The sequence below is a fragment of the Granulicella pectinivorans genome (genome assembly GCF_900114625.1).
Taxonomy (GTDB): Bacteria; Acidobacteriota; Terriglobia; order Terriglobales; family Acidobacteriaceae; genus Edaphobacter; species Edaphobacter pectinivorans.
Genome location: NZ_FOZL01000001.1, coordinates 1,067,093 through 1,093,414, shown reverse-complemented (window position 1 = coordinate 1,093,414; position 26,322 = coordinate 1,067,093). Strand labels below are relative to the sequence as shown.

The following is a 26,322-nucleotide window of genomic DNA, read 5'->3' as shown; positions in this document are numbered from 1 at the left end:
CCCTGGCCACATTTTCCATGCATTTTCCCACGTTTTACCGTCCAAAAAACTTCTGGTGAAACATTGGGATTTTTCGATCGCCGGCCCGTAACCCCTTTAGAACACCAGGATACGAAGCATCCACGATATGCACCCAAAACAGTGCATTTCAGACCACGTTTCAAGCCCACAGGTCAGACCTCTTTGACCCAATCATCCCGCACCAAGAACGTCACTCCCCAAACGCCAAATCCCGCATACCCTGAGGATTAGCGCGCGATCATCTTCTCCGCCCGCCCGAGCCCACTCCCCCATGCTGTTGAGCACCCCTGCCTTCTTTGTCTTCTTTCTCCTCATCTGGTTGCTCTATTGGGCGCTGGCCAGCTACCGCACCGCTCGACTCGCCATCGTCGTCGCCGCTAACCTGTTCTTTCTAGGCAAGTTCGGCCTCCTCTACCTGCTTCTGCTCCCCGCCACTGCGGCCGTCGATTACTGCGTCGGTCTCGGCCTCGCCCGCACGGAAGACACGACGAAGCGCCGCCTCCTCCTCGCCGCCTCCCTCGTCGTGAACGTAGGCCTCCTCCTCACCACCAAGCTCATCCCCTTCGTCGGAGCCAACAAACTCGCCCCGCTCCTGACTCTTTCGCTTTCGTTCTATTGCTTTCAATCACTTACCTACACCATCGACCTCTACCGGCGAGAAGAAGACGCCGAAGCCCAGGCCAATTACCTCACCTATCTCTCTGGAGCCCTCTTCTTCCCGGTCATGATCGCCGGCCCCATCCTCCGCCTCAACGGCTTCCTCAAGCAGCTCGTCCAACCCCTGCAGCTCACCCCCGAGATGGCCGGTCGCGCCCTCCTCCTCATCGGCATCGGCCTCGTCAAGAAGCTGTTGATTGCAGACTACTTAGCAGAAAACCTCGTCACCCGGGTTTTCGACACCCCCACCCTCTACAGCGGCCTCGAGGTCCTCGCCGCCATCTACGGCTACGCCCTCCAGCTCTTCTTCGACTTCTCCGGCTACACCGACATCGCGCTCGGCGCTGGCCTCCTCATGGGCCTCAGACTCCCCGAAAACTTCAACCGCCCCTATCTCGCATTGAATCTAATGGACTTCTGGCGACGCTGGCACATCAGCTTTTCGACATGGCTGAGGGATTACATTCAGGAACGCCTCCCCCAGAACCGCCGCAAGAAGCCTATGCTCAGCTACTGCTACACCGTCATCGTGACCTTCCTGCTCGGCGGCCTCTGGCACGGCATCGGCTGGACCTTCCTCACCTGGGGAGCCCTCCACGGCGTCGTCCTCGCATGCGTACGCATCTATAAGAATCAACAACCTAGAGGCAAGAAAGCCACGCGCTGGGGCACCATCGCCGCCACCCTCCTCACCTTCCACTTCGTCTGCTTCACCTGGATCTTCTTCAACGCATCCAGCATTGCCAACGCCTGGGAGATCCTCACCCGCCTCGGCACCCTCGCAACCACCGCCCAGAGCTGGTCCCACGACAACCTCTCGCTCCCTATCCTCGGCGTCCTCGCCCTCGCAGCCGTCCTGCACTGCCTCCCCGTCAAGCTCCTCGACCGAAGCGCCAACCTGCTCGGTTCATTGCCCTTCTGGCTGCAGGGAGCCGCCCTGGCCGCCCTCGTCCTGTTGATCCAGACCCTCTCCGGTCGCGGCTCCGCAACCTTCATCTACGGGAGCTTCTAAATGAAGACCTTCCCCCTAAAAACCGCGCTCACCTTCACCACCGCCGTCGGCATCCTCGCGATCACGCACCAAATCGCCCACGACAAGGGCCTCAGCCCCGCGATCTTCGCCGAGGCCGCGCACCTCAACCTCATCCACCACGCCGCCAAACCCGCGCCGCCACCGGCGATCGCAGCGGTCAAGCCTCACGCAACCGGTAAGAAGCCCGACGGAACCCCCTGCCCCACCATCCCCGGAGCCCACACCAACCCGCGCCCCATCTCCCCCTACTTCATCGACGACTGCCACACCCTGGACCCCTTCTTCGCCGCCCTGCACGACCTTGAGCAGCCAGCCAAACCCGGCGCCCCCGAGGTAGTCACCGTCCTCCACTACGGCGACTCCCCCACCACCGCCGACCTCATCACCGGAGACGTGCGCGAACTCCTCCAAACCCGCTTCGGCGACGCCGGACGCGGCTACCTCCTCGCCGCCAAACCCTGGGCGTGGTACGGCCACCGCGGCGTAGACCTCTCCGACAAAGGTTGGACCATCTCCACCGCCGTAGGAAAAGGCAAGGAAGACGTCTACGGCCTCGGCGGAGCCAGTTTTGAAGGTGGTCCAGGTGCGTCCACCCACATCACCATCACCAAAGCGGACCAGTCGTCCGTGGAGATCGCGTACCTCGCGAAGCCCGACGGTGGCACCCTCTCCATCCAGGCGAACGACACCGCACTCGAGTCCGTCCCGACTTCCGCCGACGCGAAAGCCCTCTCCTGGCATACAGTGATGCTTCCCCCCGGAACCAAAACCGTCGACCTCAAACCCACGGGCGGCTCTGTACGGCTCTACGGCGAGAGCTTTCGCACCGGGCAACGCGGCATCCTTTACGACTCCCTCGGCCTCAATGGAGCCTCCACGTCCGTCCTCTCGAACGGCTTCAACAACGCTGCCTGGGCCGCCGCGCTCCAGCACACCCAGCCAAAGCTCGTCATCATCAATTACGGCACCAACGAATCCGGCTTCGGAGCCTATGTCGACAAGCAGTATGAGCCCACGCTCCTCCACGCCATCCAGCGCATCCGCGCCGCCCTGCCCGGCGTCCCCATCCTCGTCATGGCTCCTATGGACCGCGGCCAGCGCTCCGGTGTCGACGAGATCAAGACCTACGACACCATCCCGCGCATCATCGCCATCCAGCGCCGCATCGCCGCCGAGCAGAACTGCGCATTCTTCGATACCTTTAGTGCAATGGGCGGAGACGGCACCATGTCCCGCTGGTACACCGGCCACCCCCGCCTCGTCGCGGGCGATCTCATCCACCCCACACCGCAGGGCGCTGCCATCGTGGCCAACCTCTTCGTCAAAGACCTGAGCCTCGCCTACGACCGCTACCTCGGCCACGACGCTGCAGTATCAGTTCAAGTCCCTACTCAGCCATCCACACCACCAGCCCCGAAGCCCGCACCGCCAACCCAGGCAGCCCCGTCCAAACCGTCGCCGCCACCCTTGACGGTCATCCCAAAGCCCAAACCTTCCGCAGCGGGAGATCCCGTACCCTCCACCCCAGCCCCGACCCCGCCGTCACCTGAACCTGTCCCCACAACCGAACCAAAACCAGATCCGCCGAACCAGTCATAGCCTTTGGAGTGCCCTTTTGGTTGTCATCCTTCACAGGGAGATCCGCTGTCTTTGCTCTTTGCCCAAGGTCCTACAGGACGTCGATCGACCGGGCTATTCCCTATGGGTCTGCCTTCCTGCTCCGCCGTGCAAGCCGAACGCCTAACCGGGAGTCCTCATAGCATGATCTTCGCTTCACCACTCCATGGCTTCCCGACCACGTTCTCCCGCGTGGCCAAAGCTGTGGCGCTCGCTTTGCCGCTTTTCTGCGCCGCCCAGCCGGCATTGTTTGCCGCCAAACCAAGGCCAAAGAAATCCGCTCCCGCGCACCATGCCAAACCTGCGGCCAAGACCACACGAAAGCCCTTGGCCAAGGGGAGACGTAAGCCAGTCGCCCACGACGACGCCATCAGCCCAGAGCGCGGCACGTTCGCCGCTGAATCCGTCCAGGCCACCCTCGCCGAGTCCCCCGCGAACCCCTTCCTCTACGCCAGAAACCTGGATCCCTTTTTCCGTGCCCTCGCCGCCCAACAAGCCGGAAAGACCGATACGACCATCCGCATCCTCCAGTTCGGCGACTCCCACACCGCCGCCGACTACTTCACTGGGGCCGTCCGCGACCTTCTCCAGTCCCGCTTCGGCAACGGTGGCCTCGGCTACCAGTTCCCCGGGCACCCGTTTAACGGCTACCGCCTCGCCGGCTCCTCCCGCTCCCAGACCTCCGGCTGGATCACAGACGGCAACCACTTCACGCATCTTGGCGACGGGTACGTAGGCCTCGGCGGTCTCAGTATCTCCACCGAGCGACCCGGCGAATCGGTCACATTATCAACAACATGCACTACCCTCCAGATCCAATACCTGCGCCAGCCTGGCGGTGGCCACCTGCACTTCACCGACAACGGCACCTTCATCTCCGACATCGACACTGGCGTTGATACGAGCCCAGCGGCAACGGATGTCGCCAGCCCAACGACCGACCCGCGCGGTGCCGGGACCATGACCTACGCCTGCACCCCCGGCGTCCACGACTTCGAGCTCACCACCTTCGACCGCGCACCCGTTCGCCTGCTCGGGCTCGTCACAGAGCAACCGGGCATCACCTACGAGTGCCTCGGCATCAACGGAGCCTATGCGCCGCTGATGCTCCAGTGGAACCAGACTCTCTTCGCCGATTACCTCCGCCAGCGCGATCCCAATCTCATCGTCCTGGCCTACGGAACCAACGAGGCTGCCCAATCAGCCGCTCACAATGAGGACTATATCTATGATTTTAATAGGCTTCTCCAGAATTTGCACCGCATCGTCCCCGAAGCCGCCATCCTGGTCCTTGGCCCCTACGACCGCGCGATGAAGACCGGTCGAGGACGGCGGGCCTCTTGGCACACCTTTGCGGGAACCGACCGCATCATCGCCGACCAGAAGGAGTCCTGCCGGCAGTACCACTGCGCCTTCTACGATGAGCGTGCCCGCCAGGGAGGGCCAGGCTCCGCCATTCGCTGGGTCTCCGCGGGCTACGGCCAGCCGGATCGCACGCATCTTACCGGTACTGGCTACCGCGCCCTCGCGCAGGCCCTGTACCTGGACCTCCTCGCCGCCTATAAGAAGTTTCAGGCGCAATCCGACCCCGTAAACTAATGTAACGATTGAAAGGAATTCGTCTCATGGACAAGAAACCCGGTATCCTCAAGGTCCTTCAGGCCGTAGCCGACAAGCCCATTACCCCTGCACCCGACGAGAGCCTTTTCACCTCCGGCCTGCTCGACTCCTTCGCCCTGACCGACTTCGTCACCGGCCTCGAAGAGGAGTTTGGCGTCACGATTCCCGACTCGGACTTCTCCGCGCGAAAGTTCGACACCATCGACAAGGTCGAACAGTACCTCGAACAGAAAGGCAAGTAGATGGCCTTCCTCCGCGCCTTCGGATCCAGCCTGCCCGAGCGCATCGTCACGAACGAGGAGCTCGCACCCCAGCTCGGTGTTTCGCCCGACTGGATCTTCTCGCAGTCCGGCATCCGACAGCGGCGCTACGCCTGCACAGACGAGACGGTCGCCACCCTGGGCCACCGGGCGGCTCAACAATGCCTTGAAAAGGCAGCACTTAAAGCCGAAGACCTGGGCATGATTCTGGTCGCGAGCGGCTCCGCAGACCGCTTCTGCCCAGGGCCCGCCTCTTCCATCGCCGCTCTGCTCGGCCTCAGCGCTACACCCGCGCTCGACCTCCCCATCGCCAGTGCCGGGTCTTTAGCTGGCCTCGCTCTGGCCTCGCGGCTCGCCGATGGCATTGGGAACATCCTCGTCCTCGGAGCCGAGATCATGTCGCGGCGCATTGAACCTACCCCCGAGGGCCGCAACACCGCCATCCTCTTCGGCGACGGGGCCGGAGCCTGTGTCGTTTCACCGACAGAAGGGTTTGCGCAGATCACCGACTCCTGTCTCCATACGGACGGGAACTCGGCGGAAGCCCTTACCATCCAGAACAACCGCATCGCCATGGATGGGTCTGTCATCATCCGGCATGCCACACGCCGTATGCCCCAGGCCATGGCCGAGCTCCTTGACCGCAACACGATGAAGGCAAGCGAGATCGGCACATTTCTGCTTCATCAGGCGAACTCCAACTTCTTCTCCCGCATCGCCCAGACCCTCAAGGTTCCGGTCGAATGCTTCTTCGCCAATATCCAGCACTACGGCAACACCAGCTCCGCCTCCATGCTCATCGCCGCCGACGAGTGGCGCACCGCCAACCCGGCCCCACTCGCGGCGCCACTGATGTTCTCCGCCTTCGGAGTCGGGCTGAACTGGGGTGCCGTTCTCGCGCTTCCCCTCTAGATTCCCGGTGTCAAACGGTGAGTCACGACAACAATTTGCTTCGATCTCTATACTGATCCCACTCGCCGGGCTCCCACCCACGGAGATCGGCGAGATCCCATTGTTTTCTTTCGAGGAATCTCCATGGCGTCCGTCACCCGGCGTGCAAATGCGCTTCTGCTCTTATCCCTCAGCCTTGTTAGCCCTGTTTTTGGTCAGACCGCTGCTGAAAAATCCGCCATGGCGGGCGATACGGCGACCGATCCCGGACCCCGCGCCACGCTCTCTGGTTCGACCAAACCTGCCGATGTGAAGGCCGCCGTCAAGAAGGTCGCGGACTGGGAGCTGGCCCGCATGCAGGGTAAGTACAGCCAGGACTGGACGATCGCCACGCTCTACGCGGGTTTTATGGCTGCGTCCTCGCTCACGCATGACCCGAAGTACGCGGCCTTCGATAAGGAGGTGGGCGAGCACTGGAACTGGACGCTTGGACCGCGGCGCACTCACGCCGACGACCAGGCGATCGGCCAGACGTATCTCGAGCTTTATCAGCGGAATCCAAATCCCATTTATATTGAATCACTTAGGAAGCAGTTCGACGAGATGATGGACGAGCCCGATCCGGTCGCAGCCGCAAAGCCCATCTGGTGGTGGTGCGATGCGCTGTTCATGGCTCCCCCCGTCTGGGCAAGGCTCTCCGCGGTGACGCACGACCCTAAGTACAACACTTATATGGATCATCAGTGGCACATCACCGACGATCTTCTCTGGGATAAGGACGAGCACCTCTTTTATCGGGATGCCAGCTACTTCCAGAAGCGGGAAAAAGGGGGGCAGAAGATTTTTTGGTCGCGTGGGAATGGGTGGGTGATGGGTGGTCTGGTGCGGGTTCTGGATGTGCTGCCCAAGACGGATCCGAGCTATCCCTTTTATGTAGAACGACTTAAGGAGATGTCGGCGAAGATCATCACGATTCAGCGGCCGGATGGGTTGTGGAGCCCTGGGCTGCTCGATACGCCCAACTACGAGCTGCCTGAGGTGTCGGGTTCGGCGTTCTTCGTGTACGCGCTGGCTTATGGAATCAACCACCATCAGCTCGACGCCAGGACCTACCGGCCCGTCGTCGACAAGGCGTGGAAGGCTTTAGTTTCAAATATTTACGCGGATGGGCGGCTGGGTTCGATTCAGCCGGTGGGGGCTGCTCCGGGGGCGTTTTCGGCAGGATCGAGCTATGCGTTCGGGACCGGAGCGTTCATGATGGCGGGGTCTGAAGTGGCCAAATTGCGGTAGGTCTGACCAATTGCCCCGGCTCCTTGCGAGCCGGGGCAATTTTCGTTTAAACGCCCTTCCGTAATGATGGTTTTCTAAAGGGGTTACAGACGCTCGTTGTGAAAAAGCCAATGGTCTTCCAGCGTTCTTTTGGAGGTTAAAACGTGGTTTTTTCCTGGATCATGATGGGGTTATGCATGGAAAATGTGGCCATTTTCCATGCATGGGGTGCGTCGCGGAAAGTGGTCTGGAGCAATTCGATTATCGGCCAAAACGATTGATCATTGGTCTAACCAGTCAATCCGGAAGTTTCGTTGTCATATCGGTTGATGCGGTGTGACTCGCGGGTGTTCGTGATGTCCAGGTGTTTAGTCCGCGTGTCCGAGGCCGCCGGTCTTGTAGGCGTTTTGGAGGACGCCGAAGGCCAGCTTCTTTTCGCCCTGGTCGGAGATGAGGCCCTTGCGGTTGTAGCCATCCTGGATGCCGGGGAGCTGGCGGACGGGCGAGCGGAAGTCCATGAGGATCCAGGGGGTAGAGCCGCGGAGCTGGGGGATGCGGTTGAGCATGGCGATGGCGTGGTTGTAGATGTTGGCCTCGTACTCCTCGGTCCAGCGCTCGTGCTCGGAGCCGTGGAGGCCGGCCTTGGCTTCGCCGCCGAACTCACTGACGATGAGGGGCTTGTCGAAGGCGATCTTCCAGGTGATCTGGTCCATGGCCTCGGGGGTCTTTTCGTACCAGCCGATGTACTCGTTGAAGCCGATGACGTCGAGGGCGGAGCCTAGTTTGTCGTCGATGATCTTGGTGTTGCCTTCGCCACGGACGAGGAGGGCGGCGGTGACGAGGCGGGTGGGGTCGAAGCTCTTGACGAACTCGGCGGAGCGCGTGAGGAAGGCGGTGCGGGCTTCGGTGTTGGGGGTCTCGTTGGCGATGGACCAGAGGATGACGGAGGCCTTGTCGCGGTCGCGGGTGATCTCTTCGGTGAGCTGCTTTTTGGACTTCTGGAAGACGGCTTCGTCGTCGAAGTGGACGGCCCAGTAGACGGGGACCTCGGACCAGACGAGGATTCCGAGCTTGTCGGCGGCGCGCTCCATGCGGACGTCGTGCGGGTAGTGGGCGAGGCGGACGAAGTTGGCGTTGAGATCCTTGACCCAGCCGAAGAGGGTGGCGACGTCGGCGTCGGTGTTGACGCGTCCGCCGCGGTAGGGGGCCTCGGCGTGGATGCAGATGCCGTGGAGGACGATGGGCTTGCCGTTGAGGAGGATTTTGGAGCCCTGCACCTCGACGGTGCGGAAGCCCATGTCGTCTTCGAGGGTGTCGTTGCCGGCCTTCAGCGTTACTTTGTAGAGTTTGGGGTTGCCGGGGGCCCAGAGGGAGAGGTTCTTTGCCGGCAGGTTGATGGGGGCTTTGCCCGTGGCGTCGGTGGTGGCGGTGGCGGTGAGGCGGGCCTCGGGGATGGAGACGGAGACCCTGGTGCCGGCCTGGGCACCTTCTACGTGGACGTAGCCCTCGATGACGGAGCGGGTGGCGCGGTCGAGGTGGAGGTCGAAGTCGTCGATGAAGGCCTGCGGTGTGGTGATGATGGAGACGTCACGGGTGAGGCCACCGTAGTTGTACCAGTCGGTTTTGAGGGTGGGGATGCCGTCGGCCATGCGGGTGTCGTCGACGTAGATGACGGCGTCGTTGGAGCCGGGCTTGATGATGCCGGTGACGTCGCAGTCGAAGGTGGTGAATCCGCCCTCGTGGTCGCAGGCGAGCTTGCCGTTGAGGAACATACGGGACTTGTAGTTGGCGGCGCCGATGTGGAGGAAGGCACGGTGGCCGGGCTGGGGGGTGTAGTCGAACTTGCGCTCGTACCAGAGGGGGCCTTCGTACATCCTGAGCCACTCCTTCTGGGAGTTCCAGTCGCCGGGGACCTTGATGGTGGGGCTTTTTTCGAAGCTGTACTCGACGAGGGCGTTGGAGCCGGGGGCGGCGACCTGATCGTTGAAGTATCCGTTGGGGTTGACGTGCATGTGGAAGTCGAGGAGGCCGGCGACGTAGGGGTCGGCGATGATGTGCCAGTCGCCATTGAGCGAGAGGGACTGGCGGTGGTCGAAGTCGGCGAGGACGGTGGAGGGATGACCGGCACCGGGGTCGAGGCCTTTGCCTCGCGCTTCGTCCTGAGCGCTCATGACGCCTGCGAAACTGCATGTCAGTACTCCACCAAGGGCAACTACTTTTGACGCTGCCAGAACGACTTTCTTCAACACGCGGCACTCTCCAGAGGGAAACGTTTTACCAAATCACGATATGCCAATGGGCGGAGGTTCGTCTCTTCGTCATGGAAGGCCCTGCGTGGGAATGCGAATTTTCCGCATTTTTAGGACATTTGCAGTACAGTAACAACAACGTTCCCCCGTTGCCCATCGCTGTCCGGTTTCCCCGTCGTTTCCATCCCACCATGGTCCGAAAGCAGGAGTCCCGTATGAACCATTGTCGTGAGCAACTTGATCTTTCCCGCCGTTCCTTTCTGCGCGTTGCCGGTGCCAGCCTGCCCGCGTTCGCCGCTGCCGGAATCCTCTCCGAATCGCACTTTGCGTTTGCCGCGGGTCAGCAGGGCTCTGCTGCCAAGGCACCTGTCTCGCAACTCCAAATGATGAAGCAGATGATGATGTCGATCCCCAAGGACGCCGTCCTCATCAATGCGAATGAGAATCCGCTGGGTCCGTGCGAAGCGGCGCGGGCGGCGATCGCGTCGTCGGCCAACAAGGGCGGACGGTACGACTTCTTCGAGATGATGACGCTGATGGATGTGTTCGGCAAGCAGAACAATATCAGCCCGGACTCGATCTCGGTGTACGGCGGGTCGTCGGAGCCTCTGCACTACTCGGTGCTCTCGTATACGGGGCCTGGGAAGAACCTTGTTGCCGCGGATCCGACGTATGAGGCGGCCGGCCGCGCTGCGGAGATCTCGGGCGCGAAGACGATCAAGACGAAGCTGACCTCGACCTACGCGCACGATGTGAAGGCGATGGCCGCGGCCGACCCGAACGCGGGCGTGATCTATCTGTGCAACCCGAACAACCCGACGGGCACGATTACCTCGCGCGAGGACATTCTCTGGCTGCTCGACAACAAGCCGAAGGGCACGATGCTGATGGTGGATGAGGCTTACATTCATCTGTCGGATGCGGAGTCGGTGGTGGACCAGACGGCGAACCGCAAGGACATTATCGTGCTGCGGACGTTCTCAAAGATCTACGGCATGGCGGGGATTCGCTGCGGGTTTGCGGTTGCACATCCGGATGTGCTGAAGAAGCTCGAAGAGCGTGGGCAGAACCCGATGGCGATTACGAGCTGCATCGCCGGGCGCGTTTCGCTTGAGGATAAGGATCTGATTCCGACGCGCAAGGCCTATATCGGGCAGGCGCGCATGGAGACGATCAAGTTCCTGACCGACAACAACTACAAGGTGATTCCGGGATCGCAGTCGAACTGCTTCATGATCGATACGGGACGGAATGGCCGGCAGGTGATGGCGGCGATGGCGCAGAAGAAGGTGATCATCGGGCGCACGTGGCCGATCTGGCCGAATACGGTCCGGATCACCGTGGGCACGAAGGAAGACATGGCGAAGTTCCGCACGGCGTTCAAGGAAGTGATGGACACGCCGGTGAAGGCCATGCTCAACAACCCTTACGAGAACGTGCAGCATATTCCGCAGTTGTCGTAGTCGTTTGCACGGTGTAACGAGGCCCGGATGCTTTGCGTCCGGGCCTCGTTGTTTGTTGCCTTATTCTTCCCGCACCATGCCCATGGGGATGGGGCCTCTCGGCTATCACGATAACAACCGAAACGATTCCCTTCGGGAATCTCAGTCCATGATCCTGAAGGCGGCTTTTCGGCATGGCTGAAGCCATGCCCTTCCGTTGTCCGCTTACTTCGGGACGCTTGCCTCTGGTGGTGTGGCGGGCTTCGCGTCGGCGGGGGTTGGTGAAGGCGGCGCGACGGGCTTCGAAGCATCGGCAACCGGAGCCGGAGCGGCTGGAGCTGGTGCCGGGGCGGGTGGCACGGGTTCCGGCAGGGTGACCGTCGCCATTGCGTCGGGGTCGTCGCGGAGCTTGAAGTAGAGGGTAGTGCCGTCGGCGGGGGTGGGGACGGTGAAGGTGGCGTCGGCGAAGCCGGTGGGGACTTCGGCGGGTTTGGCGAAGTCCTTGTTGGCGGCGAAGTTCTGGACCAGGAAGAAGTTCTGGCCGTCGGCGGTGCAGGTGGGGGCGTCCTGCGTGGTGCAGTGGACGGCGCTGATGACGGGCGTGCGGACGAGCGTGCCGAGTGGGGTCCAGTCGCCGGTGGTGCCGTCTTCGGCGACGGGCCGCATCTGGAGCTTGCCGAAGCCGGACTGGCCGAAGGCCTTCAAGGGGTCGAGGGTGCCGATGGCGGTGTGGGCGTCCTGGAGGACGAGATTGTTGTCGGCGAGTGAGAGTTTGGTGTGGACGGAGTTGTCGACGGTCGCGATCTCGATGCTCTGGCTGCGGGGGAAGACGTCTTTGGTTTGAACGACGAAGACGAGCTTGCTGTTCAGCGGGAGCTCATCCTTGCCGGCGAGGGTGATGGGCAGACCCGCGCCCGGAATGGGCGTGGCCTTGAAGGAGAGCAGGTTGAGTCCGGGGCGGGCGGCGGCGGCGGAGATGTTCACGATCATGGTGCGACCGTCTTTGAGCTTCACGATGCCGTCGGAGCCGTCTTCAGGGGTCACGGCCGTCTTGGATGCAAGGTGAATGGTCTTGTCGTCGTTGCCATCGCCCGCGGGGGTGAAGGTCTGGCCGGCGATCTGGACGGAGACGACGTCGCTGAGGCCCTGGCCGGTGAGGACGGTGGTCTTGTCGCCGACGTGGATTTTGATGTCGTCGAGCTGGATGGCTCCGGTGTAGGCGGTGAGGGGAACCTTATCCTTCCTGGGGCTGCCGTACTGCTGGATAGCGAGCGAGTAACCGCCGGGCTGGACCTTCTTGAGCGATACGTCAAGATCGAGCATGTCCTTCTGGGCCTTGTCGTTCTCCGTGGAGGGCGCGGGCTTGAAGGTGACGTCGATATCCTTGTCCTTGTCGGTGGTGAGCGCGATCTTCTGCACGCAGGCGGCACCGTCTCCCTTGAGGCTGAGGTGGTTGTCCTGCCCGGCGAGGAGCTGGGTGTTGGAGACGATCTTCCAGTTTTTGCCGTCGATCTGCTGGAGCTTGAGGGTGGGGCCTTCGAAGGTATCGAAGCCCCAGAAGCCGCGCACGGTGCCGGTGATGGTGAGGTCGGTGGGACTGCCCTGCTTCTCGTCCGGTTTGGCGGCTGGCTTGCCCTCGCCGAGCTTGACGGCGACGAGACCCTTGCGGGTCTCTTCCTTGCCGACCACCAGACCGCCCTCGAAGGCGTCAGGGGTGAGGGCGAGTTCGGTATCGCTGCCGGAGCGGTTGAGGTGCAGGACCATGTCATGCGCGAAGCTGGTCGAGAAGACGAGTGGCGCGCCTTCGAGCAGGAGTGGCATCTTGGGCTGCAGGAGGCAGGCGGTCTCGTCGGGGTCATGCGCGCGGAGCGGCGGCGGGATGGCCTTCTGGATGGCGGGCAGGCCGATGACGATGACGGTCTTGGGATTGATGAAGGAGGGCGGCGCGTTGAGCTTGAGATTCAGCGTCTGGCCTTCGGGAAAGCTGATGGCCGGGATGTACTGGTACTGCGCGGTGCGGAGCGAGGTGGTGAGTTTGACGAGGTCCACGACGGCGCCGACGTAGGCGGAGTAGACACCGGCACCGGCCATGGGCGTGACGGCGGCGGCGTTGATGAAGTCGGACGAGGCTCCGCTGGAGAGGGCGGCGGCGATGCTCTGGCCGTGGCCGTCGTCGAGGAGGACGGGAGCGCTGGACTGGGTGAGGCAGGAGACCTGCTGGTCGACGGGCTGTTTGAAGCAGTCGGCGTTGGGCTTGAGGGCGAGCGTGGAGGCGAGCTTCGCGGAGTGATCCTGAATGGCCTTGGGATCGGTGGGTGAGATGGTCTTCATCGCGGCGAGGTAGCGCTCGATGCGCTGCTGCTCGAAGGAGGCCTGGTTGAGATCGGCGTCGGCGCGGATGAAGACGCCGGGGCGTCCGCGGACGGCTCCGCGGAGGGTTTTGAAGTCGCCGCCGGTCTCGGGCGCGACGAAGAGGACGGCCTGCTCGGCTCCTTCGGGGACGGTGATGGTGGTGCCTTCGACGGTCTTCTTCTCCCAGGTGTCGATCTCGGTGAACCAGTTGTCGGGCGGTTCGTTGGTGGTGCCGCGCAGAAACGCAACAATCAGAAGGAGATGGTTGGACTGGGTGGTGGGCAGCTCGGCCTTGATCCAGAGCTTATCGCCGGCTTGGAGGTTGGGCACTTCGGCGATGGGGAGGGTGGCTCCGCCACGGGTGACGCGGATCGAGATCTTGGGGCCTACGAGATCGAAGCGTGCATTGTCAGCATGGAGAGGAGCCGAAAGGCAGAGGGCGAGCGCGCATGCTGCAAAGATCCGGACGTTCATCCACTATTGGACGCTCATGGAGGCGGCTTTGTTGTGTGAGAGCGACGATATCGAAGGACAGACAAAAGATTGTGGGGAAAAGACGGACAAAGAGGGGAAAAGAGATCACGGCAAAGCGCGCATGAGGGGTGGGCGAGAGCGGATCTGCGGGTTTCGCGACTGGGCGCGGGTGGGAAGGAAGCAGCCAAACTTTGAGTTTTTGTTTTGGTTTTTTTTGCCCGCCTTTTCCGTCTTTTCCCCAGAGTCTTTTGAAAGGGATGGCTTGTGTTAGCGTTGGAGCATCCTGCGATGTGGCTTCTCTCTCCGATATCGATGCTTGCAGCCGTTTTGGCTTTTGGGCAGGCGGTCGTCGTGCAGCCTGGCGCGCCGGGACAGCCGAGCAAGACGTTGCCTGCGAATACTCGTCCCACGGCTCCGCTCCGGTCGCAGGCGGATGTCGCGTTTATGCAGGGGATGATCATGCATCACGGACAGGCGATCGAGATGACGGCGCTGATTCCTACGCATACGACGAATCAGGAACTGATCTCGCTGGGCGCGAGGATCTCGAGCTCGCAGTCCGACGAGATGAAGTTTATGCAGCGATGGCTGGCGATGCGTGGCGAGGCGACCTCCATGGCGATGCCGGGGATGCCCGAGATGGATATGTCCGGACATGCGATGGCTCCGATGCCGGGGATGCTGACCGCTGCACAGATGAAGTCCTTGAAAGCTGCCCACGGTGCTGCGTTCGACCACCTGTTTCTGACCGGGATGATCCAACACCACAACGGTGCGCTGACGATGGTGAAGGATCTGTTCGACACCGCAGGCGCCGGGCAGGATGCCGACCTGTTCAACTTTGCGACGGACGCGGATAACAGTCAGCGCGCCGAGATCAAGATCATGCAGTCCATGTTGAAGGAGAAAGAATGAAGCCAGTGAAGCGCGTTACGTTAGCCCTTGCTTTGATGTGTACGACCGTTGGCTTTGCGCAGGATGCGAAGCCTGCCGACAAGAAGGCTCCCGAGGCCGAGGCGAATCCGTTTGCGCCCACGCCGGCTCCGCCACTGCCGGCTGGGATGACGGGTTCGGACACGAGCGATCCGCGCTATACGCTGAAGCCTGGCATGTACGATGCGGGCGAGGCGGCGATGGGCATCAAGCACCTTGCGCTGATCAAGAAGCCTGCCGCGTTCGACCTGGGGACCTCGAATCCCGACGACCCCAAGGTGAAGGACACGCTCACCAAACTGGGCGTCGGCGACCCGTCGAAGATGCCTGCGGCGATGAAGCTGCCGATCGCCGGGCTGGCCTTCGCCAACTCCGATTTCGCGTTCCAGGGGACGCACCTGTTTCAGGGCAACTTTTACGGCGTCAACATCTTCGACATCTCCAACCCAGGCAAGACGAAGCTGCTTACGTCGCTGGTGTGCCCAGGCGGGCAGGGTGACGTCTCGGTCTATGGCAACCTGCTGTTCATGTCGGTCGAGATGCCGAACGGCCGCCTCGACTGCGGCGGACAGGGCTTTCCGCCGGAGCCGCCGCCGGCCGCCGGTCACGAGAAGGATCCGCCGCACCGCACACCGCAGCCGGAGCGTTTCCGCGGCGTGCGCATCTTCGATATCTCCGACCTCAAGAATCCGAAGCAGGTCGCCGCGGTCCAGACCTGCCGCGGATCGCATACGCACACGCTTGTCACCGATCCGAACGACAAGAACAACGTCTACCTGTACGTGTCCGGCACCTCGTTCGTCCGCGGCTCGGATGAACTCGCCGGCTGCTCCGGTGAGACTCCCGACAAGGATCCCAACACCTCTCTCTTCCGCATCGATGTGATCAAGGTGCCGGTGGCGGCTCCGCAGCACGCGGCGATCGTGGCCAGCCCGCGCGTGTTTATCGATCCGCGGTCGGGCGCGCTGAACGGCCTGAACAACGGCGGCAGCCACGACAAGGGACACGAGAAGTCGGCGGACACGGACCAATGCCACGACATTACGGTGTATTCGGCGATTGGGCTAGCGGCGGGTGCGTGCTCGGGCAACGGCCTGCTGCTGGATATCAAGGATCCGGTGCATCCGAAGCGGGTGGATGCGGTGAACGATCCGAACTACGCGTACTGGCACTCGGCGTCGTTCTCGAACGATGGCACGAAGGTCGTGTTCACGGACGAGTGGGGCGGGGGTCTGGGCGCGCGGTGCCGTCCGAACGACCCCAACAAGTGGGGCTCGGATGCGATCTTCTCGCTGAAGGACGACAAGCTGACGCTGGACAGCTACTACAAGCTGCCTGCGGCACAGGGCGACACGGAGAACTGCGTGGCGCACAACGGGTCGCTGATTCCGGTTCCGGGACGGGATATCGAGGTGCAGGCCTGGTATCAGGGGGGCATCTCGATCATGGACTTCACGGACCCGAAGAAGCCGTTTGAGATTGCGTACTTCGATCGGGGGCCGATCGATCCGAAGGTGCTGGTGCTGGGCGGCGACTGGTCGGCGTACTGGTACAACGGCAACATCTACGGGTCCGAGATCGCGCGTGGTCTCGACATCTTCGAGCTGACTCCGACGAAGTTCCTGAGCCAGAACGAGATCGACGCGGCGAAGAGCGCCAAGGTGGCCGAGCTGAACGTGCAGGACCAGCAGAAGATTGTGTGGCCTTCGCCGACGCTTGCGGCGAAGGCGTACCTTGACCAACTGGTTCGTTCGGAGGCGCTGCCCGCCGACCAGGTGGCCGGTGTGCAGAAGGCGATCAAAGCGCACAAGACGGATGCGAAGCTGGCTTCGTCGCTCGAGCAGAGCGCGGCGTCGGCAAAGACCCCGGCGGATGCGAAGCGGCTGCATGCGCTGGCGGAGATTCTGAACCACCCGACGGCATAACCGTACCGCAGTGAGAAGGCCGCCCCCCTATCTGGTGGGCGGTTTTCTTATTGCGAAACACCGATTCCATTTCGTGGACGGGGTAACCCAACATCCATTACCGCATCTTCCATTGACGCCAAATGTGCGGTTTATCCGGTGTATAACCTTAACGAACGGCGACTTTGCCGATAGAACCGGAGGACGTATGGAGCATCCACTCGAGCCACTTGGGGTTTTAGCCGGGAAGGATCCATTCGGCGACCTTGAGATCCCCGAAGCGCTCCAGTCCAGTCTGGACCGCCACCGCGAAAACCTCGCCCGCCTGATCGTCAGCCTGCAATCGGCAGGCATCAGTGAGGAGCAGATTGAAATGAGCGTCTCGGTCGTTGTCGCCTCGTACAAAGACGAGCTCACACGCGCGATCAAAATGATGATGAGGTGAACTGTGGTCGATACAAAACTGGAAGATGAAGCGGGGCGGCTGGCCGCACTGCATCGTTATGAAGTCCTGGACACTCCCAAGGAAGCAGCCTTCGACAGGATTACGGGCCTCGTCAAGACCGTGTTGAGCGTTCCCATCTGTGCCGTCTCGTTGATCGACGCCGACCGTCAGTGGTTCAAGTCCTGTGTTGGCCTGGACGTCGACGGTACGGCACGCGACATCTCCTTCTGCACTCACACCATCAAGGCCCGCGTCCCGATGAACATCCCCGACGCCGCCGAAGACCCGCGATTCGCTGAGAACCCGCTGGTGACCGGAGCACCATATATCCGCAGCTACCTGGGCGTGCCGCTGAGTTCGCCGGACGGCTACAACCTGGGGTCGCTGTGCGCGATCGACACCAAGCCGCGCGACTTCGATCCGACGCAGATCGAGGTGCTGAAGAGCTTCGCCGCGATCGTCACGAACGAGATGGAGCTGCGCCGCATCGCGCAGGTGGACCACCTGACCGGGGCAGCCACGCGCCGCGGATTCACCGTCGAGGTGGACAAGACGATCAGCCGCTTTCTCCGCGGCCAGACGCCGGCGGCGTTTGTTGTCATGGACATCGACCACTTCAAGAAGGTCAACGACACGTATGGCCATCCTGCAGGGGACATCGTGCTGCGCACGGTGGGAACGAAGCTCTCCGAGCTGATCCGCTCGGGCGACCTGCTGGGACGTCTGGGGGGCGAGGAGTTCGGCATCCTGCTGACCGGGGACACGGTGGAGCAGGCGACCGAGACGGCGGAGCGTCTGCGCGAGGCCCTGGAGACGACCGTCATCGAGCATGATCCGCCCATCCGCATCACGGCAAGCTTCGGCATCGCCGCCCTCGATGCGGAGTGCCTTTCGTTCGAGAAGTGGCTTGCGAAGGCGGATGCGGCTCTCTACGAGGCCAAGCGTACGGGCCGGAACAAGTGCTGCGTGGCTTAGCTCTCCGGCTGCGCCGCGGTGTCCAGCAGGGCGTCGAAGATGCGGTTTGCGATGTTGTTCACGACCTCGTGGTTGGGTGCCTCGGATGAAAATCTCATGTCCACGGCGAGCGCCAGCAGAAGGGAATACACCATCTCGATTCCGACGGCGCGGCTCAGGGCGCCCTGCCCGGTTCCGGCTGGACCGAAGATCCTGGTGAGCCCGCGCTCCCTGTCTCCGGACGTCATCTCCGAGCGGAAGAGGAGATGTGCGGCCTTCGCGTCCGGATGCCGGATGACGTAGAGCTTATATTCCATCATCAGCAACGCCCAGGACTGGTCAAACGCAAATCGCAGGCAGTACTGCCGGAATGCCGCGAGACTCTCCTCCCGGTTGCTGGAACGCCGAAGGAGTTCCTCGACCTCTGCCCGGTAACACCCGACCCGCTTCGTCACGAGGGCCAGAAAGACGTCTTCCTTGCTCTTGAACTGCGCGTAGATTGCCCCTTTGGTGCGTCCGGCGAGCGTGGCGATCGCGCCGAGTTCTGCGCGCTCGTATCCGTCCCGCGCGAAGACCGTCTCCGCCGCCTGGAGCAAGAGCTCCCGTGTGGCCCTCGTCCGCATTTCGTGTTTGCTGATCTTCTGGACCGTGTTCTCGATCATTTCAGGTTCATATCCTATTCCATTGCTTCGGTTCCGATGCGTGCGGGGCCGAGTTCGTCTTCCAGGCTGCGCATCGCGGTGCGTAGCTGCTCATTGCGCGCCAGCAGCTCGCAGACGACCTCCTGCAGGCTTTCGATGCGGCGCAACAGGGCGAGCTTCTCACTGTCCTGTTCCAGGAATTGTTCCATCGACATGATCGTTTCCGTCTACCGATCCATAGAAAACAAAAGGGGAGGAGTCCCGCCGCGCCAGAGCGTCTTCCTGCGTGACGATCCGCCCCTCCCCCAACCGCCTCACGACATGGATGAGGCGAAACTCGTTGGCGAAGCCTGCGGCTAAGGCTGCCTGGTGACGGATGCCGGGACCAGCGGGTCTTTGTCTCCCGCCTTTTTCAACATGGCGGCATAGTCCTTCGACAGCTTTTTGGCGACGTCGCCGGCTACATTCGTGCTCTCCGTCTCGCCCCGGACGGTGGCCTTGATCTGCTCGTGCATCGCGGCATTGCCCGATGCATCGGTCACGTTGGCGTCGAACTTCATCTGGGTGGTGCCGACGAACATACCGACCGGCCCCAACATCGCGCGCTTTGCCTGATTGCCCTCCTTGAATCCGCTGACCGCAATCTGCATGCTGTACTGCGGGCATCCCTGCTGGGCGTAGTTTTCGCCGTCGCGGTAGACGTGGTCCATGCCCTTGACCTGACGGAGCCGGTCGTAGAGGCGCTCGTAGACGAGAGCCCGATAGGCCGCGGGGACCTCGGCCTGCTGCCAGACGGGAGCCTGCAGCAGCACGCTGTGCGGCCTGACCATGCCGTCGTGGCAGACAGCGGTGACTGCCTCACGCGGGACGGGTGGCGTCCGGGAGAAGCTTTCGAGCGCTCCGTCTGCCTCTTTGGCGGGCAGGAAGAAGACGGCTCCGTGGTAGCCGCCGTGGGTATCGGCGAACTCCACCGTGAGCATGTCCACGCGATGATGCATGAAGAGCGCGGCTGCCGCGCCGCCGCCATCCGGGATGACCATGCGGAGAATGCGCCCCTTCATCCCCCAGATTTCGACTCTCTGGTTTCCGGCGCTGACGGCGATGATGGATTGCCGGGGGATCGTGACGCGGCTGGCTTTGCCGGTGAAGGTAAAGTCGTGCGCCGAGAGAGTCAGGGTTCCCTTCTCGTTGGGCTTGGCCTCCGGGAGGCCGTAGACGTGCTTGGCGGCCTGGGAGTTCCAGTCCGAGGGGGCCGGGGCAGAGGAAGTCTCCGGCTGAACGGCGGATGGCGCCGGAAGGGCATACGCCGCTTGCGGAACGAGAAGAAGAGCATGGATCAAAAGAAACAGGGAGACACCGGACAGAGACTTCATCGTTCACCTCAATAAAAAATACGTACTAGTAGGTATATATATGAATGCACCGACGGTTACAAGGCGAAACGCCAAAAAAGATGGTTTTTATGCGTTCTCCGCTTCCCTGGCCGCCAGGCCTACTCCGTGAGGGGGACTTCGCCGCGGATTTTGAAGTGCACCAGGAGGGTGGTTTTTCCCGTAGGGCAACCGAGCATCAGCCCATGGCCCTGCCCCTTGAAGCTGTAGGCGATGTGCGCGATGCCGACGGGGTCGATCTTGCGGACCTCGGGCGGAGCGATGTCCTTGATCTTCTCCGTGTCCACGAACTCCGCCTCCACCGACACGAGTTGTTCGTGGAGGGCGGGGTCGAGGACGATGGGCACCTGGAGGTCGTCGGCAGAGTTCGTCTTGTTGCAGTCGACGGTGAGGTTGGCGATTCTGTTGTCGCGGACGGTCTCGACGGTGTCGATGATGGGGTGGCTGCGGTAGAGCTTGGCGAAGAAGGTATAGGCGTCGGCGTTGCGGTCCGCCGGCTTCACGATGCCGATGTGGTCGGCGACGATCTTCTGGGGAGGCGTATCGACGTCGCAGCCGTAGGTGGCGCTGTAGTAGCTGACGACACGGGTGCGCGCCCGGAGGTACTTGCCGATGCCCTCGCCGGCGGCGGTATCCAGCGTCTCATAGGCGCAGAAGCGGTGGATGCGGGTGACGGCCGGGGTGCTGCGCCACTTGAGTTCGAGATCCATGAGGAAGCTGTTGTCGTTGCTGTCGCGGAGGTCGGTGAGCAGGGGGTCGCCGTCGTAGATTTTGGCGAGGCTGGCGACGAACGATCCCTGGTGCGGCGTCGCGTAGGCGACGATGAAGGGCACGTGGACGGCGTCTTCGGGGTGGCTGAGGAGCATCTCCTCGGTGAGGAGGCCGCCGAGCGAGTGGGCGATGAAGACGATCTCCCTGTGCTCCCAGACGCGTTTCTGCTTGAGGCCGTCGTAGAGGATGCGAGCGAGCTGGTCGGTGGAGAGGCGGCCGTGCGATGAGGGCGTGGGATACTCGGCGACCACGACGTCGGAGCGCTGGAAGCGGGGATCGGTCTTGATGAGATCGGGCCAGTAGGCTCCGTTGGCGGCACGCCACGTCTCATGGTCGCCGTGAAGGCCGTGGACGAAGACGATGACACGCGGCTTGAGGTCATCGGCACGGGCCTCACGACAGGCCGGTCCGGCGACACACAGGAGGAAGAACGCCCAGAACACAGCAGCACAGCTACGCAAAGAAAACCCCTTCCGGATGCACGATCCCGACCGTTTCGACGGTGCTCTTTCCAGATTAGCGCCTTCGCCCGCAAACGGTCGTTGTATCAGGAACGGTAACCTTCGCGGGATTGTTCCGTCAGTTCTTCATCATCTCCCCATGCTCCAAGGACATCCATGCGTCTTCTGCTTTCGCTTGTACTACTTAGCTCCACCGCGTGCGCCCAAGAGACGTTTCAGGTCGCGACCATCAAACCCAGTGCTCCCGATACGCCGAAGGGCATGCAGATTCGCGGCAATCGATTTGCGACCACGGGCACCACGCCGCTGGACTTGCTCGTCTTCGCCTATAACATCCATGGAAGCCAGTTGATCGGCGGCCCGGAGTGGCTTCGCACCAGCAAGTTCGATGTAATGGCCGATCCCGAGAGCGAAAGACAGTCCACCTCGCCGGAGATAAAGGCGATGCTCGCGGAGTTGCTGACGGAGCGGTTCCACCTGGTGCTGCACCATGAGCAACGCGAGCTTTCGGTCTATGCCATTGTGAAGGGCAACAAGGAACCCGTGCTGAGGGTGACGGAGGGCAATGCGATCCATATGCCCACGGGCGGGCTCGTGCCTCCGGGAAGCCTCTACGTGAAGAACGCGACGATGACCAACTTTGCCGCGTTTCTGCAGCGCTTTGCGAGCAGCGATATCGATCGCCCTGTGATCGACCAGACCGGGATTCCGGGGAAGTTCGACTTTGAACTGCACTACACGCCGGCGAATGCACCGGCGGACACTCATGCCGATGCGACCGCTCACCCGGGCATCTTCACGGCCATGCAGGAGCAGCTTGGGCTGAAGCTGAAGCTGACGCGGGCACCGGTCGATGTGCTGCTTGTCGACTCCGCCACGCAGCCGACGCCGGATTGAGGCGCGACGGGGGGCACGGGTCCGCACGGCGTTGGTGTCTGGCGGGACTTCCCTCTTCGGGCGGCTGCGGAGCCTCTTTCGGCTAAACCGGCTAAACTTGAAGGGATGGTGCTTCCCTTTGTCCGCGAACTTCTCGCCGACCTCGAACGATCCGAGGCGTACGAGCGTGTGCGCCGGCACCTTGCCGCCGGATCGGGACGTCGCCGCGTCGCGGGACTGACCTTCACGGCGCGCTCCATGTTCCTGCCCTCGTTTGTGAAGGCCGCGAACGGGCCGTGTCTCATCCTGGTCGCGGACAACAAGGCCGCGGAGGCGCTGCACCTTGCCGTGGTCCAGGCCTGTGAACTGACCGGAGCGCTTGCGCCCGAGGCGGTGCTGCGTCTGCCCGGCCACGACGTGCTGCCGTTTGAGAACCTCTCGCCGCACCCCGAGATCCAGGAGCATCGCGCCGCCACGCTGTGGAAGCTGTGCGAAAAGTCCCCGGCCAAGACCGCCGCGACGCCGCGCCTGATCATCGCGCCGGTGGAAGCGGCCTGCATGCGGCTGTTTCCGCGCGACTTCTACAACGGCCTTGCCCTGCGGCTGCGGGTGGGGGAAGAGCACCTGCCCGATATGCTCGTCGAGCATCTGCTGACGGTCGGGTATACGAAGGTCGATGTGGTGGAGATGCCGGGGCAGGTGACGCTGCGTGGCGGCATCCTCGACGTCTACTCTCCCGAGCAGGAGAGGCCCGTCCGCATCGATTTTTTCGGCGATGAGATCGAGTCGATCCGCACGTTCGATCCGGAGACGCAGCGGTCGATATCCTCACCCAGGGACCATGTTCTTCTGCTTCCGCTGACCGAGTTTCCCGTCACCGAGAAGCTGCTGACCGCGATCAATGCGCGGCTGACGCGCAGCGGCAGCGCGGCCGGCGCGAACCTGGAAGGGGGTGAGCAACCGCGCGAGTTACAAACCCGCAGCGGTGAGGCGACGATCTTCCCCGGATGGGAGTTCTTCGCACCCGTGGCCGGAGCCAGCGGCACGCTGCTCGATCTGCTGGGCCCCGCGACGCGCGTCTTCATCGAAGAGCCCGCGATGGTGCAGAACCAGGGCGAGCGCTGGTGGAACAAGGTCGAACAGAGGCATGAGCGATCGGGTATCGGGAACCTGGTGCGGCCCGAGGATGTGTACATCTCGCCGTGGGATCTGACGGATCGCCTGCGCGACTTCTCGGGCATCGAGCTCGACCAGCTCGGCGCGGTGGATATTCTCGACGCGGACCGCAGCGATCTCTCCGAGGTCGAGTTCCATACGCGCCCCACGCAACGCTTCCATGGCTCGATCCCCGGGCTGATCGAAGCGATCAAGGATCTTGTCCGGCTGGACGCGCGGGTGCTGCTGACCGCGCCCAACCAGGGCGAGGTCGAGCGGCTTGCGTCGCTGTTGCAGGAGTACGCCGTGCCGTATCGGCTGGGTTCGCGCAACCAGCAGCAGGGCGGCAGCACGACGGTGTATTCGGAGTCGAGCTATCTTGCGGGCGAGCTGAGTACGCCCGTGATCGTCAAGGCTGCTCTCGCGAATGGCGTGCAGGTGCTGGACCTCGATAAGGCGAGCGCGAAGCAGATCGTGCTGTTCGGGGCCAACGATCTCTCCGACGATGCCGATGTCGAGGCGCGACCCGTGCGGCGTTCGAAGTCCAAGACGAGTGCTTTCATCTCCGACTTCCGCGATCTTGCGGTGGGCGACTACGTGGTGCATGTCGAGCACGGCATCGCGCGGTACTGCGGGCTCCGGATTCTGGATGAGGACCCCGCCGCGAATCCGCTGGAGCTGATGATCCTCGAGTTCGCCGATGAGGCCAAGCTCTACGTTCCGCTGACGCGACTCGACCTCATCCAGAAGTACCGCAGCACCGATACGGGACCGGCTCCGCAGTTGAACAAGCTTGGCAACCCTGCGTGGCAGAAGACCAAAGCCCGCGTGAAGAAGGCCATGGCCGACATGGCCGGCGAGCTGCTGAAGCTGTACGCGCAGCGCAAGGCCGCGCAGGGTACGCCGTTTTCGCCCGATACCAACATGCAGCATGAGTTCGAAGACGCCTTCGACTTCACCGAGACCGACGACCAGCTTGCGGCCATTGCCGACATCAAGCGCGACATGGAGTCGACCCAGCCGATGGACCGGCTGCTGTGCGGCGACGTCGGCTACGGCAAGACCGAGGTCGCCATGCGCGCCGCATTCAAAGCGGTGCAGGACTCGAAGCAGGTGGCTGTGTTGACGCCCACCACCGTGCTGAGCTTCCAGCATTTTGAGAGCTTCAAGAAGCGCTTCGCCAACTTCCCGGTCAACATCGAAATGCTCTCGCGCTTCCGCACCGCGAAGGAGAAGGCAGCGATCCTGGAGAAGGCAGCGGAAGGCAAGATCGACATCCTGATCGGTACGCATGCGGTGCTGGCGCAGTCGCTGAAGTTCCAGGACCTGGGACTGCTGATCGTGGATGAAGAACAGCGCTTCGGCGTGAAGCACAAAGAGCGGCTGAAGCAGATGCGCGCTTCGATCGACGTGCTGGCCATGTCCGCGACGCCCATCCCGCGCACGCTGCATATGTCGCTGATCGGCCTGCGCGATATGTCCGTCATCGAGACACCGCCCAAGGACCGCATGGCCATCCAGACGATCGTTGCCAAGTTCGACGAGAAGCTCGTCCGCACGGCGATCGAGATGGAGCTGGAGCGCGGGGGCCAGGCCTACTTCGTCCACAACCGCGTCGAAACGATCTATGAGCTCGCCGCGAAGATCCGCGAGCTGGTGCCAAGCGCGCGGATCGGCATCGGCCACGGACAGCTTCCGGAGGCCGAGCTCGAACGCGTCATGCTCGCCTTCATGAATCATGAGTACGACGTGCTGTGCGCGACCAGCATCATTGAAAACGGCCTCGACATTCCGCTGGCGAACACGATCATCATCAACCGCGCGGATCGCCATGGCCTGAGCGAGCTGTACCAGTTGCGAGGCCGCGTCGGCCGCTCGAATCGCCGCGCGTATGCGTATCTCCTGATCCCTCCGGAGACGGAGTTGACCGAGATCGCGCGCCGCCGTCTCGCCGCGCTCAAGGAGTTCTCCGACCTGGGTGCGGGCTTCAAGATCGCGGCGCTCGACCTGGAACTGCGCGGCGCGGGCAACATGCTGGGCGGCGAACAGTCCGGCCACATCGAAGCCATCGGCTTTGAGATGTATACGACCATGCTCGCGGAGGCGGTCTCTCGCCTGAAGGGTGACGACAAGCCGGATGAGGAGACGGCGACGCTCTCGCTCGGCATCTCGTTACGTATCGATGCCAGCTATATCCCCGAGGAGAACCAGCGTCTGCGCATGTACAAGAAGATCGCCGGCGCGCAATCGGACCTGGAGCTTGAAGACGTGCGGGCGGAGCTGGTCGACCGTTATGGTGAGATTCCCGAAGCGGTGCTGAACCTGCTTGCCGCGGGCGCGATCCGCATCCACTGCGAGCGGCTCGGGATCGCCTCGCTCGAGCGCAAGCGCACCGCAATCGAAGAGCCCAAAGCTGCGGCCAAACCCACACAGCAGCCGGCCCAGCAGCGCCCCGGTCTACCCGGGCGTCATGGGCAGGCCCCGATCCACAATCCGCTGCAGCACAGCTATCGCCAGGTCGCGGCACGCCCCGTGACCAACGCGACGATGGCGGTGCGCGCCACGACGGCAGCCCTCACGCGACCGGGCCAGGGAGGCAGCATCAGGCCCATGCGCGAGATGCTGTACGTGAAGTTCACCGAGCGCACGCACGCGCCGATCGAGACGGGCAAGCAACGCATGGGTGTCGACCCCGGACTGCTGATGAAGCTGGTCTCCCGCAACACCAAGAATGGAGCGCAGTTTACTCCGCAGGGCGTGCTGCGCTGGCCATTGTCGAGCGCCAAGGCGGAAGACGTGCTGGCGGAGACGCGGGCTCTGCTGAACTCGCTGGATCCTGCCACGAACTGAGGCTGCAACACTCCCTCGCAGGCGACTCGCGCGTGAAGATTAAGCTCATCGGAAAG

Annotated in this window: 19 protein-coding genes; 13 read left to right on the top strand and 6 right to left on the bottom strand. The window is 62.6% G+C overall.

Translation table 11 applies throughout. The features are described 5' to 3' along the window. Positions 1–292 precede the first annotated feature (292 nt). The 6 genes from BM400_RS04340 (at position 293) to BM400_RS04315 (ending at position 7,389) form a co-directional block, all read left to right on the top strand. Positions 293–1,690 (top strand): MBOAT family O-acyltransferase, encoded by a 1,398-nt coding sequence (locus BM400_RS04340; RefSeq protein WP_089836958.1) that lies wholly within the window; start codon positions 293–295, stop codon positions 1,688–1,690. Next, positions 1,691–3,310, top strand: coding sequence for a GDSL-type esterase/lipase family protein (locus BM400_RS22745; protein ID WP_089836957.1), 1,620 nt, complete (start codon positions 1,691–1,693; stop codon positions 3,308–3,310). Positions 3,311–3,472: 162 nt separating this feature from the next. Continuing rightward, on the top strand, positions 3,473–4,927 hold the full coding sequence (locus BM400_RS04330; RefSeq protein ID WP_175528862.1) for a GDSL-type esterase/lipase family protein: 1,455 nt from the start codon (positions 3,473–3,475) through the stop codon (positions 4,925–4,927). Positions 4,928–4,953: 26 nt separating this feature from the next. Continuing rightward, positions 4,954–5,190 carry a phosphopantetheine-binding protein gene (locus tag BM400_RS04325; RefSeq protein WP_089836953.1) on the top strand — a complete coding sequence of 79 codons (237 nt, stop codon included), beginning with the start codon at positions 4,954–4,956 and terminating at the stop codon, positions 5,188–5,190. Then, entirely contained in the window at positions 5,191–6,120 is a 930-nt protein-coding gene (locus BM400_RS04320) for a 3-oxoacyl-ACP synthase III family protein (protein ID WP_089836951.1), read from the top strand. A 123-nt stretch (positions 6,121–6,243) separates the two neighbouring features. Then, positions 6,244–7,389, top strand: coding sequence for a glycoside hydrolase family 88/105 protein (locus tag BM400_RS04315; protein WP_089836950.1), 1,146 nt, complete (start codon positions 6,244–6,246; stop codon positions 7,387–7,389). Between the two features lie 347 nt (positions 7,390–7,736). Here BM400_RS04315 and BM400_RS04310 read toward each other — a convergent pair whose 3' ends face one another. Further along, the gene (locus tag BM400_RS04310) at positions 7,737–9,539 is read right to left on the bottom strand and encodes a glycoside hydrolase family 2 protein (protein ID WP_089836948.1); all 1,803 of its coding nucleotides are present in this window, start codon (positions 9,537–9,539) and stop codon (positions 7,737–7,739) included. 293 nt (positions 9,540–9,832) lie between these two features. Here BM400_RS04310 and BM400_RS04305 point away from each other — a divergent pair, with 293 nt between their 5' ends. Further along, positions 9,833–11,080, top strand: a complete 1,248-nt coding sequence (locus BM400_RS04305; protein WP_089836946.1) for a pyridoxal phosphate-dependent aminotransferase — start codon at positions 9,833–9,835, stop codon at positions 11,078–11,080. A gap of 204 nt (positions 11,081–11,284) precedes the next feature. Here the strand turns inward: BM400_RS04305 and BM400_RS04300 are convergent, their stop codons facing one another. Then, the gene (locus BM400_RS04300; protein ID WP_089836944.1) at positions 11,285–13,885 is read right to left on the bottom strand and encodes a hypothetical protein; all 2,601 of its coding nucleotides are present in this window, start codon (positions 13,883–13,885) and stop codon (positions 11,285–11,287) included. Positions 13,886–14,173: 288 nt separating this feature from the next. Here BM400_RS04300 and BM400_RS04290 point away from each other — a divergent pair, with 288 nt between their 5' ends. From BM400_RS04290 to BM400_RS04275, 4 genes are all read left to right on the top strand, one after another. Next, positions 14,174–14,800: a DUF305 domain-containing protein gene (locus tag BM400_RS04290; protein WP_089836940.1), complete on the top strand. Its 627-nt coding sequence runs from the start codon at positions 14,174–14,176 to the stop codon at positions 14,798–14,800. Then, positions 14,797–16,743 carry an LVIVD repeat-containing protein gene (locus BM400_RS04285; RefSeq protein WP_175528861.1) on the top strand — a complete coding sequence of 649 codons (1,947 nt, stop codon included), beginning with the start codon at positions 14,797–14,799 and terminating at the stop codon, positions 16,741–16,743. Before BM400_RS04290 ends, BM400_RS04285 begins: the two co-directional genes overlap by 4 nt. 187 nt (positions 16,744–16,930) lie before the next feature. Beyond that, positions 16,931–17,167 (top strand): hypothetical protein, encoded by a 237-nt coding sequence (locus tag BM400_RS04280; RefSeq protein ID WP_089836938.1) that lies wholly within the window; start codon positions 16,931–16,933, stop codon positions 17,165–17,167. Positions 17,168–17,170: 3 nt separating this feature from the next. Continuing rightward, on the top strand, positions 17,171–18,142 hold the full coding sequence (locus BM400_RS04275) for a sensor domain-containing diguanylate cyclase (protein ID WP_089836935.1): 972 nt from the start codon (positions 17,171–17,173) through the stop codon (positions 18,140–18,142). Here the strand turns inward: BM400_RS04275 and BM400_RS04270 are convergent. The 4 genes from BM400_RS04270 to BM400_RS04255 form a co-directional block, all read right to left on the bottom strand. Continuing rightward, positions 18,139–18,783, bottom strand: a complete 645-nt coding sequence (locus BM400_RS04270; RefSeq protein ID WP_217644076.1) for a TetR/AcrR family transcriptional regulator — start codon at positions 18,781–18,783, stop codon at positions 18,139–18,141. The genes BM400_RS04275 and BM400_RS04270 overlap by 4 nt on opposite strands. Before the next feature lie 14 nt (positions 18,784–18,797). Next, on the bottom strand, positions 18,798–18,977 hold the full coding sequence (locus BM400_RS04265; RefSeq protein WP_089836933.1) for a hypothetical protein: 180 nt from the start codon (positions 18,975–18,977) through the stop codon (positions 18,798–18,800). Positions 18,978–19,118: 141 nt separating this feature from the next. After that, the gene (locus tag BM400_RS04260; protein ID WP_089836931.1) at positions 19,119–20,135 is read right to left on the bottom strand and encodes a hypothetical protein; all 1,017 of its coding nucleotides are present in this window, start codon (positions 20,133–20,135) and stop codon (positions 19,119–19,121) included. 119 nt (positions 20,136–20,254) lie between these two features. Continuing rightward, entirely contained in the window at positions 20,255–21,385 is a 1,131-nt protein-coding gene (locus BM400_RS04255; RefSeq protein ID WP_175528860.1) for an esterase/lipase family protein, read from the bottom strand. 156 nt (positions 21,386–21,541) lie between these two features. Here BM400_RS04255 and BM400_RS04250 point away from each other — a divergent pair, with 156 nt between their 5' ends. Further along, positions 21,542–22,282, top strand: coding sequence for a TIGR03435 family protein (locus BM400_RS04250; protein ID WP_089836927.1), 741 nt, complete (start codon positions 21,542–21,544; stop codon positions 22,280–22,282). Between the two features lie 105 nt (positions 22,283–22,387). Next, positions 22,388–26,266: a transcription-repair coupling factor gene (gene mfd, locus BM400_RS04245; RefSeq protein ID WP_089836925.1), complete on the top strand. Its 3,879-nt coding sequence runs from the start codon at positions 22,388–22,390 to the stop codon at positions 26,264–26,266. Positions 26,267–26,322: the final 56 nt, after the last annotated feature.